The organism is Streptococcus sp. HMSC10E12, assembly GCF_001807855.1.
In the GTDB taxonomy this organism is placed as follows: Bacteria; Bacillota; Bacilli; order Lactobacillales; family Streptococcaceae; genus Streptococcus; species Streptococcus salivarius.
On record NZ_KV791083.1, the window covers coordinates 12,846 to 27,109 of the forward strand.

Sequence of the window (14,264 nt, forward strand, 5' to 3'; positions counted from 1 at the left end):
GTTGGGCAGAGCGAACTGTCGAATTGTGAGCAACTTCGAGCAAGTGCAAATAGGTTCAGAATGGTCTCGACCACGGCGAAAAATATCGTCTACTCTAGGCATAGCAAAGCTTAAAACTAACAGTCTTATGCTTATCATTTATCTATAAAAGAACGGTCATACCCTTTTGAGAGCATACAAAAGCCCCTGAGGGCAGACCCTAGGGATTTTTTCGTTCTCATATATATGTCATTAGTATAGGTTAAATTGAGTAAAATTGCAAGTACAATGTCATTTCACTAACATTTGTAAGCATTTTACGATGTTTGATAAAAAATCTCTCTAAAATCTGCTCATTTTTCACAAACTCATCATAAATGTTCGTAAATCATAGCCAAACGTAGCAGAAATTTGTTTTCTGTTCCTATTTATAATAGACTAACACTAACATTAGATGAAAAGGTGACTCTATGACTATAAATCAACTGCTTCAAAAGCTGGAGCCTACCAGCCCTATCCTTCAAGCTAACTTTGGAATTGAACGCGAAAGTCTTCGTGTCGATAGACAGGGAAAATTAGCACATACGCCTCACCCTTCTTGCCTAGGAGCTCGAAGTTTCCACCCTTATATTCAAACAGATTTTTGTGAGTTTCAAATGGAGCTCATCACACCAGTTGCTAAATCTACCACTGAGGCTCGTCGTTTTCTTGGAGCCATTACCGATGTAGCTGGACGTTCCATCAGTAAAGATGAACTTCTCTGGCCCTTGTCCATGCCACCTCGTATCAAGGCCCAAGAAATCCAAGTTGCCCAACTGGAGAATGAATTTGAACGCCATTATCGTAACTACTTGGCCGAAAAATACGGAACTAAACTTCAAGCTATCTCAGGTATCCACTATAATATGGAACTAGGGAAAGATTTGGTTGAAGCCCTATTCAAAGAAAGCGACCAGACTGATATGATTGCTTTCAAGAACGCCCTCTATCTTAAGCTGGCTCAGAACTATTTGCGCTACCGTTGGGTGATTACCTATCTCTTTGGTGCTGCACCTGTTGCTGAGCAAGGCTTCTTCGACCAAGAAGTCCCAGAACCCGTGCGTTCCTTCCGAAACAGCGACCATGGTTATGTCAATAAGGAAGAAATCCAAGTATCTTTTGCAAACCTAGAAGACTATGTCTCTGCCATCGAAAACTATATCGAACAAGGTGATTTGATTGCGGAAAAGGAATTTTACTCGGCTGTTCGTTTCCGTGGACAAAAGGTTAATCGCTCCTTCCTTGACAAGGGAATCACCTACCTGGAATTCCGTAACTTCGACCTCAACCCCTTTGAGCGTATCGGTATTAGCCAAACTACCATGGATACCGTACACCTACTCCTTCTAGCCTTCCTCTGGATGGATGCCCCTGAAAATGTTGATCAGGCTCTGGCTCAAGGTCACGCGCTGAATGAAAAAATTGCCCTCTCTCATCCTTTAGAACCTCTACCTTCTGAAGCTGAAACTCAGAACATTACGACAGCTCTAGACCAACTGGTGCAACATTTTGGGCTTGGTGACTATCATCAAGGGCTGGTTAAACAAGTTAAAGATGCCTTTGCAGATCCTAACCAGACACTAGCAGCCCAACTTCTTCCTCATATCAAAGACAAGTCCCTTGCTGACTTTGCCCTCGACAAGGCTCTTGCCTATCATGATTACGACTGGACTGCCCACTATGCCCTTAAGGGTTATGAGGAGATGGAACTTTCTACCCAGATGCTGCTCTTTGATGCCATTCAAAAAGGGCTTCATTTTGAAATCCTAGATGAGCAGGATCAATTCCTTAAACTCTGGCATAAAGATCATGTTGAGTACGTCAAAAATGGTAACATGACCTCAAAAGACAACTACGTGGTACCCCTTGCTATGGCCAATAAGACCGTAACCAAGAAAATCTTAGCCGACGCTGGCTTCCCGGTTCCTGCTGGAGACGAATTTACCAACCTAGATCAAGGTCTAGCCTACTATCCTCTTATCAAGGGCAAGCAAATTGTGGTTAAACCAAAATCAACCAACTTCGGTCTGGGCATTTCCATTTTCCAAGAGCCTGCCAGCCTTGATAACTATAAGAAAGCCCTCGAGATTGCCTTTGCAGAAGATACAGCTGTTCTTGTTGAAGAATTTATCCCAGGAACCGAATACCGTTTCTTCATTCTGGACGGGCGTTGTGAGGCTGTTCTCCTTCGTGTCGCTGCTAATGTTGTCGGTGATGGCAAACACACCATTCGTGAATTAGTCGCTCAGAAAAATGCCAACCCATTGCGAGGCCGTGACCACCGCTCACCGCTGGAAATCATTGAGCTAGGAGACATCGAACAACTGATGTTGACTCAGCAAGGTTATGCACCTGATGATATTCTCCCAGAAGGGAAAAAGGTCAATCTCCGCCGTAACTCCAACATCTCTACGGGTGGTGACTCTATTGATGTCACTGAGACCATGGATTCATCCTATCAAGAATTAGCTGCAGCTATGGCGACTAGCATGGGGGCCTGGGCTTGCGGGGTTGACCTCATCATTCCAGATAAAACTCAGCCTGCTAGCAAGGAAAAACCTCATTGCACTTGTATCGAGCTCAACTTCAATCCCTCTATGTATATGCACACCTATTGTGCTGAAGGTCCTGGACAAGCTATCACTCCAAAAATCCTAGACAAGCTTTTTCCAGAAGTTACCACAAGTCAAACCTAAAACCTAATTCTTAGGAACAAACAAATCACCTTTATCTCGAGATAAAGGTGATTTTGCTTTATTAACCAAACTCTCCTGTTTCTTCCTCAGGATGCGTTTCCATGTACTGGATGTGTTGTATATAGGCATCTTGAGCCTGATTGAAGGCTTCCTGATTACTATATGGATAATCTATGTAAAATAGGTCCCGCCAGCCATTAAAGGTTTGGCTATTGTAAAAACCCTGAATCTTAGTCGGAAGGAAATCCTTGTTGTAGCTGATCCGCAGCTTAAGCAAGGTCTTATCCTGAAACTGAGTGATGATACTATTGGAGGTTTCTTGACCTTCCAGACTAGACCAAACGTTATTCAGAACGATGTCCTGACTATAGTGATTAGCCTTGATACGATTTTTGTCCACTGGGAGCTTCTGGGTGGCCTCTAAAAGGTAGGACAGCTCCCCCTGAAAATAAGCCTCAATGGTCAAATCTCCAAGACTGGAGCCATATAACAGACCATCTTTAATAGCAATATTTGACCCAAAGAGTCTCTGACCAGCCACATCAAAGGACATCCCCTCATCCTGCCCGTAGAGCTTGATGGCATAGGCATCCCTTACACGATAGAAATTTTTAGCGACAAGAACACTATCAAGGGTTTCAGTCTTTTTTGTCTCCACCTTGGGGGTTGTAGGTTTCTTGGTAAAAGCTGTCAAACCCATTAAGCACAAGATGAGAGCGAATATAATCAAGGTAAGCATTGTAGACCTGGAGGCGGTCTTCAGCTTTAACTTGTCTCCATGTTTCAAGGTCTTTCAAGCCTCCTTTTTTAACAATATCAGCATAGCGCCCACCATTTAAGACATTCTTGGCATTTTTCCACTTTCTAACCATCTTACGTCTAATCGCATTATCCGCAGGGTGACGAACATCAAGATAGGTATGGCTATTATTGAGATAGGCTGGTAAGTCAGCATTTAGTCCCTTAGATAGGCCGTAGTTAGCAGAGTCCGTATCAGCAATATCAGCACCATCTTCAATCTTGTAATGCTTAGGATTAGAGTCGATACTACCGTCTTTCCTTTTCTTGTAGACATTCCACTCAGAAACAAATTTCCCTGTATCCATATTGACAATAAATTCAATAAAGCGGGAATTGCTGACACCGTAAGGTCCCATGACACTGGTCTGAGGTAGCTGGATTTTCATATTCTCTGGATAGGTAAAGTCTCCCAAGCTTCGATTATGGTAGGAAGCACCTGTAGTATAATCCAAGTTTATCTTCTTGTCCTTACTATAGGATAGAAGTTTATCCAAGTCTGTCTTGCCCTTGTAATTGCTCCTAATGTAATCCATAGACTGTTTATCAATCCAAGACCTAAAAAGGTGGAGCTTGATGCCCAACTCATCCTCGCCCAGTCCTAAATCCGTCTGATAAGTCTCCATAATAGCCTCGCGGAAGTAACTGTAAAAAGGGCTGGTTGGCTCAAGTTTCTTGGAAAATTTATAGCCTGACTTCCCTAATTGAAGGAACTGATACTTATCCACATAAACCTGCATGTGCTCCATAACCAAATTGAGCTTGTCGTGATTAGGCAGTTGAGAAGCTTGGAAAAAGGCCGTATAGGTATCGGAGCCCACTTCCTTACTTTCTTGGTCAACGTCCTGAAGAACCTTGTCTAGCTGGGTTAGGGAAGTCTTCTTCATCTTACTTCTGACCTGAGCCACATAGGCTGGCTTAATGGCCTGATCCCAGTGATCACGAGCCATAATAGCATCTGCCTTTTGCGAAATTAAGGTCAACCGTTTCTGATAAGACTCGTCCTCCAAGGCTAGCTTCAAAGCCTTTGATGGCGTCGCTTCAACCACAGATAAATCACCGTAGATATCAGACTTTAGGACAAGATTTACCTGCATATCATAGGAATGATTGATATGGAGAACGAGGTGAATCTTTCCATCTTCCTTCCTAACAGACAAAGAATCGAGCTGATAGGATTGGATAACTCCAGCCTGACTAAGGGCCAGTCTATCTAGATTTTCCAAAGAATCCTGATAGATATAGGAAATCTCAGGGTCTTTGACCTTCTTTACCAGAGGGTGATTTCGCTGTCTGTTGAAAACCACAAGACCAAGTATAAGGATTACAGTTAGAGCACTTGCTAGATACTGTAAAATTACTTTCTTCATAGTACTTCCATTATAGCATAGGAGGACAAAATATTCTGAGAACGATTGGCAAACGCTGAAAACAAATGAAAAACAGGTTAACTAAGACCTGTTTGGTTTGATTATTTATAAATCACTCAAGCGACGATGTTTAATACTGAAGTCAAAATAAGCATTTTCCTGAAGTTTGCGGAATATCTCTCTGTAGGCTTCTTCGTCAAAGTGATCTCCACGATAGAGAATCTCAAAACTCAAACCTTCATATTCCAAGAAAGCATTGGAAGTCTTGAACCCATTACGCTTATAGAAATCCCAACGTGCCTCACGTTGCTCAGGATTGTCATTTGGTTCATCCAAACGCTCTACTTCCAAGACCATAGACCGAGATGGTCCATAAAAGTCCACCAGTTTATCAATAATCTCACTTCCGTAGCCATGACTCCGCATTTGAGGAACGATGGCAAAGAAACTCACATAAAAAACTTTGGCATTGTAGAGAACTGAGGCAAATCCAACAAAATCATCCTCGTCATAAAAGGCAAAGAAATGATAATCATCACGACCATCCAATTGTAAAAACTCACTTAATGGAATACGTTCTTCTTCTGGGAAGGCCTCGTTATTTAAGCGCTCTACCCTATCTAATTCTGGAAACTCCTTAGTAATTAATTGGCTGCGTAAAGCCATGTATTGTCCCCCTTTTTGATGCTTATACCTATAGGTCATTATAACACCTTGATAAGCAAGTGCAAGTTTCAAGGGCTAAGATAGATCTGCAGATAAACTACCCTGCCATTTATAAATGCTTTTTGGCTGTCTATGACACCCCTCTTCTAAAAAAATAAAAAGACAACGACCATTTCTAGCCTTTGTCTTTTTGTGATTCATGAGCTAACGCCTATTTTTTCAATTCCCAAATTTCTTTAGCATACTCTGTAATCGTATCATCTGAAGTGAACTTATGAGATTTAGCAATATTTGCCAAGCTCATGCGTGCCCACTTGTCATGATCACGATAAAGCGCATCGATTTTCTCTTGAGCTTCTACATAAGCTTCGAAGTCTTCCAAGAGGAAGTATTCATCGTTGTGGGTGATGAGTGCTTCATAGATTTCAGTACCTTCAGCTTGAGCATCTGGAATCGTACCGTTGACAAAAGTATCAACAACACGACGAATGACAGGATTATTTTCATAAACTGCACGAGAGTAGTAATCGTGACGTGCATAGTGTTCATAAACTTCGTCCTTGTCCATACCGAAGATGACAACATTCTCATCTCCAACTTCATCCTTGATTTCAATGTTGGCACCGTCAAGTGTTGCCAAGGTGATAGCACCAGTCATCATGAATTTCATGTTTGACGTACCAGATGCTTCTTTAGAAGCCAATGAGATTTGCTCAGAGACATCAGCTGCTGGAATGATGAGTTCCGCAAGGCTTACACGGTAGTTTTCTAGGAAGACAACTTTAAGTTTGCCTTGAAGGCTTTCATCATTGTTAACAAGGTTGGCAACTTCGTTGATGAGTTTGATAACAGATTTAGCGAAGTGATAACCAGGCGCAGCTTTGGCACCAAAGATGAATACACGTGGTACCATGTCTTTATCTGGGTTATCTTTAAGATCCCAATAAAGTTTGATGATATGAAGAAGGTTAAGCAATTGACGTTTGTAAGCGTGAAGACGTTTCACTTGAACATCAAAGATAGCATCAGTAGACACTTCTACGCCTGTTGTTTCCTTGATGTAGTCTGCCAAACGTTGTTTAGCAGTCTTCTTAACTTGATAGAACTGGTTCAAGACTTCCTTGTCATCCAAGTAAGTTGTAAGGTTTTCAAGCTCATGGATGTCTTTACGCCATCCATCACCAATCACGTCATCAATTGCTGCTGAAAGTTCAGGAGCTGCAATTTGTGTCCAACGACGTTGAACGATACCATTTGTCTTGTTATTGAATTTTTCAGGATAAATAGTATAGAAGTCGTGAAGGGTATCTTCTTTAAGAAGTTCTGTGTGGAGTTTGGCAACCCCGTTGACTGAGTGACCACCAATAATCGCCAAGTTAGCCATATGCACTTGGTTATCCTTCACGATACGAGTGCGTTCGATAACATCTGCAGCAACACCACGTCCAGCCATTGCAGCTACATAACGGTTATCGATTTCCAAGATGATTTGGTAAACACGTGGAAGAACACGTTTGAAGAGCTGTTGATCCCATTTTTCAAGAGCTTCTTGAAGGATTGTGTGGTTAGTATAGCTCATGGTCTTAACAGTCGCATTCCAAGCATCTTCCCATGAAAGACCGTATTCATCAAGGAGGAGACGCATGAATTCAGCTGGTGCAACCGCAGGGTGAGTATCATTGATGTGAACAGATACCTTTTCGTGGATATCTTTCAATGGCAAGCCCATCTTGAGGTATGATTTGATAATGGTTTGGAGACCTGCACTTGTCATGAAGTATTCCTGAACCAAACGCAATTCTTTACCTTCAATCGTTGTATCATCTGGGTAAAGAATGGCTGTAATATCTTTCACACGACGCCGAGCTTCCAAAGTTGGGTAGTCCAATTCATATTCTTCAGGAATTTCTACATCCCAAAGACGAAGGTTGTTAATCACACCATTTTGATAACCGATTTGTGGCACATCGTAAGGCACAGCACGAAGAACTTGAGCATTCTTATAAGTTGGAACAAAACGACCATCTTCGTCACTTTCAAGGACAACATCACCAAAGAGTTTTACATAGACAATATCATGGTCTTTACGTGTTTCCCAAACATTTCCTGTTGAACCAAACCAACCATCTGGTAGCTCTACTTGGTAACCATCAACAATACGTTGTTTGAAAAGTCCGTAACGGTAACGAAGACCATTACCAAAACCTGGATAACCAGTAGTTGCAAGCGAATCCATGAAGGCAGCAGCCAAACGACCAAGACCACCGTTACCAAGTGCCATATCATGCTCAGCTTCTACCACTTCGCGGAAATCGATATCAAGTTCTGCGAAACCTTCTTTAACAAGGTCAAGAATACCAAGGTTGAGGAGGTTAGTTTCCAACATGCGACCTGGAAGAAATTCAATCGAGAAGTAGTAAGCAATTTTTTCTTGATTGTCTGAAAGTGCATGGTTACGTTCAATCCATGTATTTGTGTAATATTTACGGATCAAACCAGCCAAGGCTGTAAAGATTTCTGTTGGTGTCGCCTTAGCAACTTTAATCAACTGCTCTTGATGGAGAGTATCTTTAAAGTCACGGATAAATTGTTCTTTTGTTAAATTTTCTAGTTGCATAGAATTCCTTTCTTACTACTTCTATACCTTGGATCCACCTCTAAAAGAGAATAATTAGGATAAGGGGGATTGGAAATTTTTAACTCCCAAACCTTGCCAGATAAGATTCAAAACAAAGGTTTCAAAATCTTTTTACAAAACTGCTAAAGCAGTTAAATTCATTATAACATGATTAGAGTTATTCTTCTATTCAGATTTTTAGATGTTATCTCCATAATTGCTTTCAAGCGAATCTTAAAGAACTAAATAAGTATAGAAGCATTTTCAAACTCTTTACATGAAGATAACTTTTCCCTCACGAGAAAAGTTATCTTTGGAACTATACTAATTGTTTGTACAAATCAACATATGCCAAACTTGCTGTATCCCATGAGAAGTCACGTGTCATCGCATTGTGTTGAAGTTGTTTCCAAGCTTCAGCATGATTTTCGTAGACATCGAGAGCTTTTTCAAGGGTTTGAACCATCCAGTAACCTGAGAAGTTACCAAATGAGAAGCCTGTACCTGAGCCTGTCACAGGGTTGTAAGGTTCAACAGTGTCACGAAGACCACCAACCTCACTAACCACTGGCAAGGTACCATAGCGCATAGACATCATTTGAGAGAGACCACATGGTTCGAAGGCTGAAGGCATAAGGAAAATGTCACAACCAGCATAAATTTGTTGAGCCAACTCTAGGTTGAAGGTAATGTTGGCAGACATTTTCTCTGGGTAGGCATGACCGAACCAAGAGAAAGAATTCTCATAGTCACTGTAACCAGTACCCAAAAGAACAATCTGAACATCATGTTGCAAGATATTGTGGAGCTCATTGACCACCAAATCGAAACCTTTTTGGTCTGTCAAACGAGACACCATACCAATGACTGGTACATCTTCACGAACTGGAAGACCAAGACGTTCTTGAAGCGCTGCCTTGTCTTTGGCTTTACCTGACAAATCATCCACTGAGAAGTGGTAAGGAATGTGAGTATCCGTTTCTGGATCAAGGAGGTCCGTATCGATACCATTAACAATACCAGATAACTTACCAGATTCCATACGCATGATTTGATCAAGGCCTTTACCAAATTCAGGTGTTTGGATTTCTCCAGCATATGAAGGTGAAACTGTTGTTACACGGTCTGCGTAAAGAACAGCAGCTTTCATCCAGTTGAGGCAGTCATTCCAACGAAGGGTACCATCTGCATAACGCTCATAACCAACACCGAAGATTTCCCAAAGCATACCACTGTCAAATTGACCTTGGAACTCAATATTGTGGATAGTGAAGACTGTCTTAATACCTTGGTAAGCTTGAATCCAATGGTATTTTTCCTTAAGAAGGAATGGAATCATGCCTGTGTGGTAGTCATGAACGTGGAGAATATCTGGAATAAAGTCCACTTTTTCCATCAACTCAAGGGCAGCCATTTGGAAGAAGCCGAAACGCTCACCATCGTCCCACTCACCGTATACCGTACTACGGTTGAAATACTGCTCATTATCAATGAAGTAGAAAGTCACACCATCGCGAACGATTTTCTTGATGCCGACATATTGACGCCGCCAACCAACATTTGTATAGAAGAAGCCAAGGTCTTCAACTTGATCGCCAAACTTAGCCGAAACCACATCATAATAAGGGAGAATTACGGCAACTTCGTGACCATTTTTGACTAGAGATTTAGGGAGAGCACCGATAACGTCACCCAAACCGCCAGTCTTAGCGAAAGGTGCACCTTCAGCCGCTACAAATAAAATTTTCATCGTACAATATCCTCTGTTACAACGCTACCTTTTTTGATGACAACTGGGTTGTTTTCTGTACCGCGGATAGTAACGCCGTCAGCGATTTTAACACCTTTATCCACAATAGCATATTCAACGGTAGCATTCTTACCAACTTCAACACGTGGGAAGATGACTGCATGGTTTACAGTTGAACCTTCTGACAAGTCAACATTACGTGAAACAACAGAATGATCTACTTTACCACGGACAAGAGAACCTGAAGCAAACTGAGAAACTTTAACATCAGATGAAGCTGCATAGTATGTTGGCTCTTCATTTTTAACTTTTGTATAAACTTTTTGGTTTGGTGCAAAAAGTGAATAGAATTTTTGTGATTCCAACATATCCAAGTTAGCATCAAAGTACGCTTTCACTGAGTGGATATTTGAAAGGTAACCAGTGTACTCGTAAGCAAAAGCATTTTCAGCAACTGCCAAATCACGAAGTACATAACGAAGCTTACGCGGTTCTTCTTTAGCTGCTTCTTCTTCCAATTTTTCAATCAAGAATGGTGTATCCACAACAAAGATATCTGTAGACATATTGTAAACTTCTTTATCTCCACCCTGGAAGAGTTCATGGCCAAGCACTTTGTCAGATTCATCAATTTCCAAAATGCTGTTTACATCTGAAATGAGTTCTTTCGGAAGTTTTTTGTAGACAACAGTAATTTTTGGTTCTGCTGTATTGTGAAGGTGGAAAACTTGGTTAAGATCAATATTGACCAAAACATCACTGTTAAGCGCTACCGTTTGGTCTGACCCTGAACGTTTAAGGTAAGTCAAAATTTGACGATAGTATTCTTCATCAACCGTTGAACTTTCAACTGGAGTGTTATAAATACCAAGGTAGTAGTGGCTGAGGAGTGTTGATAAGCCCCACTCACGACCTGAACGAATGTGGTCGAAAACAGAACTGATATTTTCGTTTTGGAAGATACCAAAGACGCTACGGATACCAGCGTTAGCCAAGTTAGACAACGGGAAGTCGATGAGGCGATATTTTCCACCAAATGGTAGGCTGGCAATAGGACGGTGCTCAGTCAAACCATCCATGTCATGGAATCCTACGGTATTTCCTAGAATTGCAGAATATTTATCAATCTTCATCTTTTGGTACCCCCACTACTTCATTGTATCCTACGACTTGCACTTCTTCTGTACCGTCAATTTCCACGCCATCAGAAATGTGTGCCCCTTCACCGATAATCGCACGTTTAATTTTTGCACCTTTACCGATAACTGCACCACTCATAATCACTGAATCTTCAACGACCGCACCTTCACGGATTTGGGCACTTGTTGAAAGCACTGAATGTTTAACAGTTCCATCAACCAAACAGCCATCAACAACGAGTGAGTCTTCAATTTCAGCATGTTCACCAAAGAAGTTTGGTGGTGCAATCATGTTACGTGAATAAATTTTCCATTGACGGTTACGGCTATCCAAAGCATTTTCTGGAGAAATATACTCCATATTTGCTTCCCAAAGGGATTCGATAGTACCTACGTCCTTCCAGTAGCCTTCAAATTCATAAGCATAGACGCTTTCACCTGTTTCAAGATAAGCAGGAATAACGTTCTTACCAAAGTCAGACATATCAACTGCACTCTTTTCAGCTGAAACCAACATATTGCGAAGACGTTTCCAGTCAAAGATGTAAATACCCATTGATGCCTTCGTTGATTTAGGATTTTCAGGTTTTTCTTCGAATTCGACGATACGGTTATTAGCGTCTGTGTTCATGATACCGAAACGGCTAGCTTCCTTAAGTGGCACATCAAGAACTGCTACAGTAAGACTCGCGTTGTTGTCTTTGTGTGCTTGGAGCATATCATCATAGTCCATCTTATAAATATGGTCACCAGACAAGATTAAAACGTATTCAGGATTGATGCTGTCGATATAGTCAATGTTTTGGTAAATAGCGTGGCTGGTACCTTCAAACCAACGATTACCTTCACTAGCTGAGTAAGGTTGAAGAATTGATACACCAGAGTTAACACCATCCAAGCCCCAACTTGAACCATTTCCGATATGGTTGTTCAAAGCAAGTGGTTGATACTGTGTAATGACACCAACATTGTTAATCCCTGAATTGGCACAGTTTGACAAACCAAAGTCAATGATACGGTAGCGTCCACCAAACTGAACAGCTGGTTTGGCAATACTTTGGGTCAATTTTCCAAGACGAGTTCCTTGCCCACCAGCAAGGATCAAAGCCAACATTTCATTTTTCATGAATAGTCCCCCTCATGATTTTTAGTTGCATCCTAAAAAGGATGACGAGACAATCAGTCGAAACTGATTATGACAATTAAAGTAAGTTTCTCATTCTGGCAATAGTTTGGGCATCAAACAGCTTCTTTCAACCGTGACTTCCTTGCTATCACCTCTGAAAAACAAATCGTGTACACGTTTAAGTCTACCCTTTATTTCAGGCGACGTTTCACACGCCAGATACTTGCTCCTAGAGCAGGTAGGGTGAAGCTAAGGGTATTTTCATAGTCCTTCCACTTCGCCTTTTGGGTACGGGTTTCAGGATTTCCTTTTTTCCAAACGCCACCGAATTCTTCCATCTCAGTGTTAAGCACTTCTTGGTAGATACCAGCTACTGGCAATCCTATAGTGAAGTTTTGTCGTTCCACTGGAGCTAGGTTGAAGACGCAGACGAGGAAGTCACCCTTATCACCTTTGTCATCCTTACGAATGAAGGAAAGAACACTTTCAGCACGGTTATCCGCATCGATAATTTCAATACCATCGTAAGAATCATCAATCTGCCAGAGAGATTTATGGTCCTTGTAGAAAGCATTCATATGGCTAGTAAAGGCCTGCATCTTCTGGTTCATCTCATCTTCAAGATTACCCCATTCGAGTTGATAATCAAACTTCCACTCCAAGAATTGACCAAACTCAGAACCCATAAAGAGCAATTTCTTACCTGGGTGACAGAGTTGGTAAGCATAGAGGTTACGAAGACCAGCAAACTGATTATAGCGGTCACCCCACATCTTATGCATCATGCTCTTCTTACCATGAACCACTTCATCATGTGAGAAAGGTAGAACATAGTTTTCATTGAAGCAATACATGAAACTGAAGGTCATCAGATTGAAGTCATACTGACGGTAAACTGGATCTTCTGCGTAGAATTTGAGGATATCGTTCATCCAACCCATATTCCATTTGAAGTCGAAACCTAGACCACCTTCTTCAATCGGTTGTGTAATTGGCGTTGCCGCAGTTGATTCTTCCGCAATCATCATGACATCTGGATAACGGTTTTTAATTTCACGATTGAGCTTTTGAAGGAAGCCGTAACCTTCCAAGTTACGATTACCACCATCCTTATTAGGCATCCATGGACCTTCATCATAGTCCAAATAGAGCATGTTAGATACTGCATCCACTCGGATACCATCGATATGATAATTTTCAATCCAGTAAAGAGCACTTGAAATAAGGAAAGACTGAACTTGATTTTTTCCTAAGTCAAAGTTAAGTGCGCCCCAACGATAGTTATGAGCTCGATCATGATCCTGATATTCGAAAGTTGGTGTACCATCGAAGTAGGCCAAAGCATCGTCATTCTGTGTATAGTGACCTGGGACCCAGTCTACCAAGACACCGATATTATTCTGGTGACATGCTTCTACGAAATCTTGAAATTCTTCTGGTGTGCCATAGGTATGCTCAAAAGCAAAGTAACCCATAAGCTGGTAACCCCAACTCATCCCAAGAGGATGAGCCATGAGTGGCATGAATTCCACGTGGGTATAGTTCATCTCAACCAAATATGGAATCAACTCTTCTTTCAATTCTTTGAAAGTATAAGGTTGACCATCCTCTTTTAGTTTCCAAGATGATGCATGAGCTTCATAGATATTAACCGGACGTTTTTGGAAACCAAAGCGTTTACGACGACCCATCCAAAGGCCATCCTTCCACTTCTTAGTTTTCTTCTTACGAATCACAGCTCCTGTTCCAGGACGAGGCTCTAAGTAAGTCGCAAAAGGATCCATCTTTTCGACGACTTGACCTCCCTTACGTTTCACCAAGAACTTATAGAGTTGTCCTTCCTCTGGGAGAGCTGAAGTCGCCTCCCAAACACCGATATGGTTTTTGGTCATATCCAGAGGTTCATCAAACCAACCTGTGAAATCTCCAATTACCTGAATCTGCTCAGCATGAGGGGCCCACACACGGAAGATAAAACCTTCTTCTCCCTCTAATTCATGCACACCCAAATAATTCTGAAGGTGGAAGTTCTCACCTGTTCCAAATGTGTACATGGCTTCATCGAGATTCATACCATCACTCCT

The 14,264-nt window shown here is 41.5% G+C and carries 9 protein-coding genes; 1 reads left to right on the forward strand and 8 read right to left on the reverse strand.

Annotation, left to right across the window (positions count from 1 at the left end; translation table 11 throughout):
* Positions 1 to 449 precede the first annotated feature (449 nt).
* Complete coding sequence (gshAB, locus tag HMPREF3112_RS01400; RefSeq protein WP_048674148.1) at positions 450 to 2,714, forward strand: bifunctional glutamate--cysteine ligase GshA/glutathione synthetase GshB; 2,265 nt, start codon at positions 450 to 452, stop codon at positions 2,712 to 2,714.
* Positions 2,715 to 2,775: 61 nt separating this feature from the next.
* Here the strand turns inward: gshAB and HMPREF3112_RS01405 are convergent, their stop codons facing one another.
* From HMPREF3112_RS01405 to glgB, 8 genes are all read right to left on the reverse strand, one after another.
* On the reverse strand, positions 2,776 to 3,372 hold the full coding sequence (locus tag HMPREF3112_RS01405; RefSeq protein WP_048674150.1) for a hypothetical protein: 597 nt from the start codon (positions 3,370 to 3,372) through the stop codon (positions 2,776 to 2,778).
* On the reverse strand, positions 3,353 to 4,882 hold the full coding sequence (locus HMPREF3112_RS01410; RefSeq protein ID WP_048674152.1) for a DUF1310 family protein: 1,530 nt from the start codon (positions 4,880 to 4,882) through the stop codon (positions 3,353 to 3,355). Before HMPREF3112_RS01410 ends, HMPREF3112_RS01405 begins: the two co-directional genes overlap by 20 nt.
* A 105-nt stretch (positions 4,883 to 4,987) precedes the next feature.
* Entirely contained in the window at positions 4,988 to 5,548 is a 561-nt protein-coding gene (locus HMPREF3112_RS01415) for a GNAT family N-acetyltransferase (RefSeq protein ID WP_022496317.1), read from the reverse strand.
* 211 nt (positions 5,549 to 5,759) lie between these two features.
* Positions 5,760 to 8,165 carry a glycogen/starch/alpha-glucan phosphorylase gene (locus tag HMPREF3112_RS01420; RefSeq protein ID WP_048674155.1) on the reverse strand — a complete coding sequence of 802 codons (2,406 nt, stop codon included), beginning with the start codon at positions 8,163 to 8,165 and terminating at the stop codon, positions 5,760 to 5,762.
* Between the two features lie 319 nt (positions 8,166 to 8,484).
* Positions 8,485 to 9,915: a glycogen synthase GlgA gene (gene glgA, locus HMPREF3112_RS01425; RefSeq protein ID WP_070437637.1), complete on the reverse strand. Its 1,431-nt coding sequence runs from the start codon at positions 9,913 to 9,915 to the stop codon at positions 8,485 to 8,487.
* Positions 9,912 to 11,048, reverse strand: a complete 1,137-nt coding sequence (gene glgD / locus HMPREF3112_RS01430; protein WP_002884710.1) for a glucose-1-phosphate adenylyltransferase subunit GlgD — start codon at positions 11,046 to 11,048, stop codon at positions 9,912 to 9,914. The genes glgA and glgD overlap by 4 nt, the downstream gene beginning before the upstream one ends.
* Positions 11,038 to 12,180 carry a glucose-1-phosphate adenylyltransferase gene (locus HMPREF3112_RS01435; protein WP_014634805.1) on the reverse strand — a complete coding sequence of 381 codons (1,143 nt, stop codon included), beginning with the start codon at positions 12,178 to 12,180 and terminating at the stop codon, positions 11,038 to 11,040. The genes glgD and HMPREF3112_RS01435 overlap by 11 nt, the downstream gene beginning before the upstream one ends.
* 191 nt (positions 12,181 to 12,371) lie before the next feature.
* Positions 12,372 to 14,252, reverse strand: coding sequence for a 1,4-alpha-glucan branching protein GlgB (gene glgB / locus HMPREF3112_RS01440; protein ID WP_070437640.1), 1,881 nt, complete (start codon positions 14,250 to 14,252; stop codon positions 12,372 to 12,374).
* Between the last annotated feature and the right edge of the window lie 12 nt (positions 14,253 to 14,264).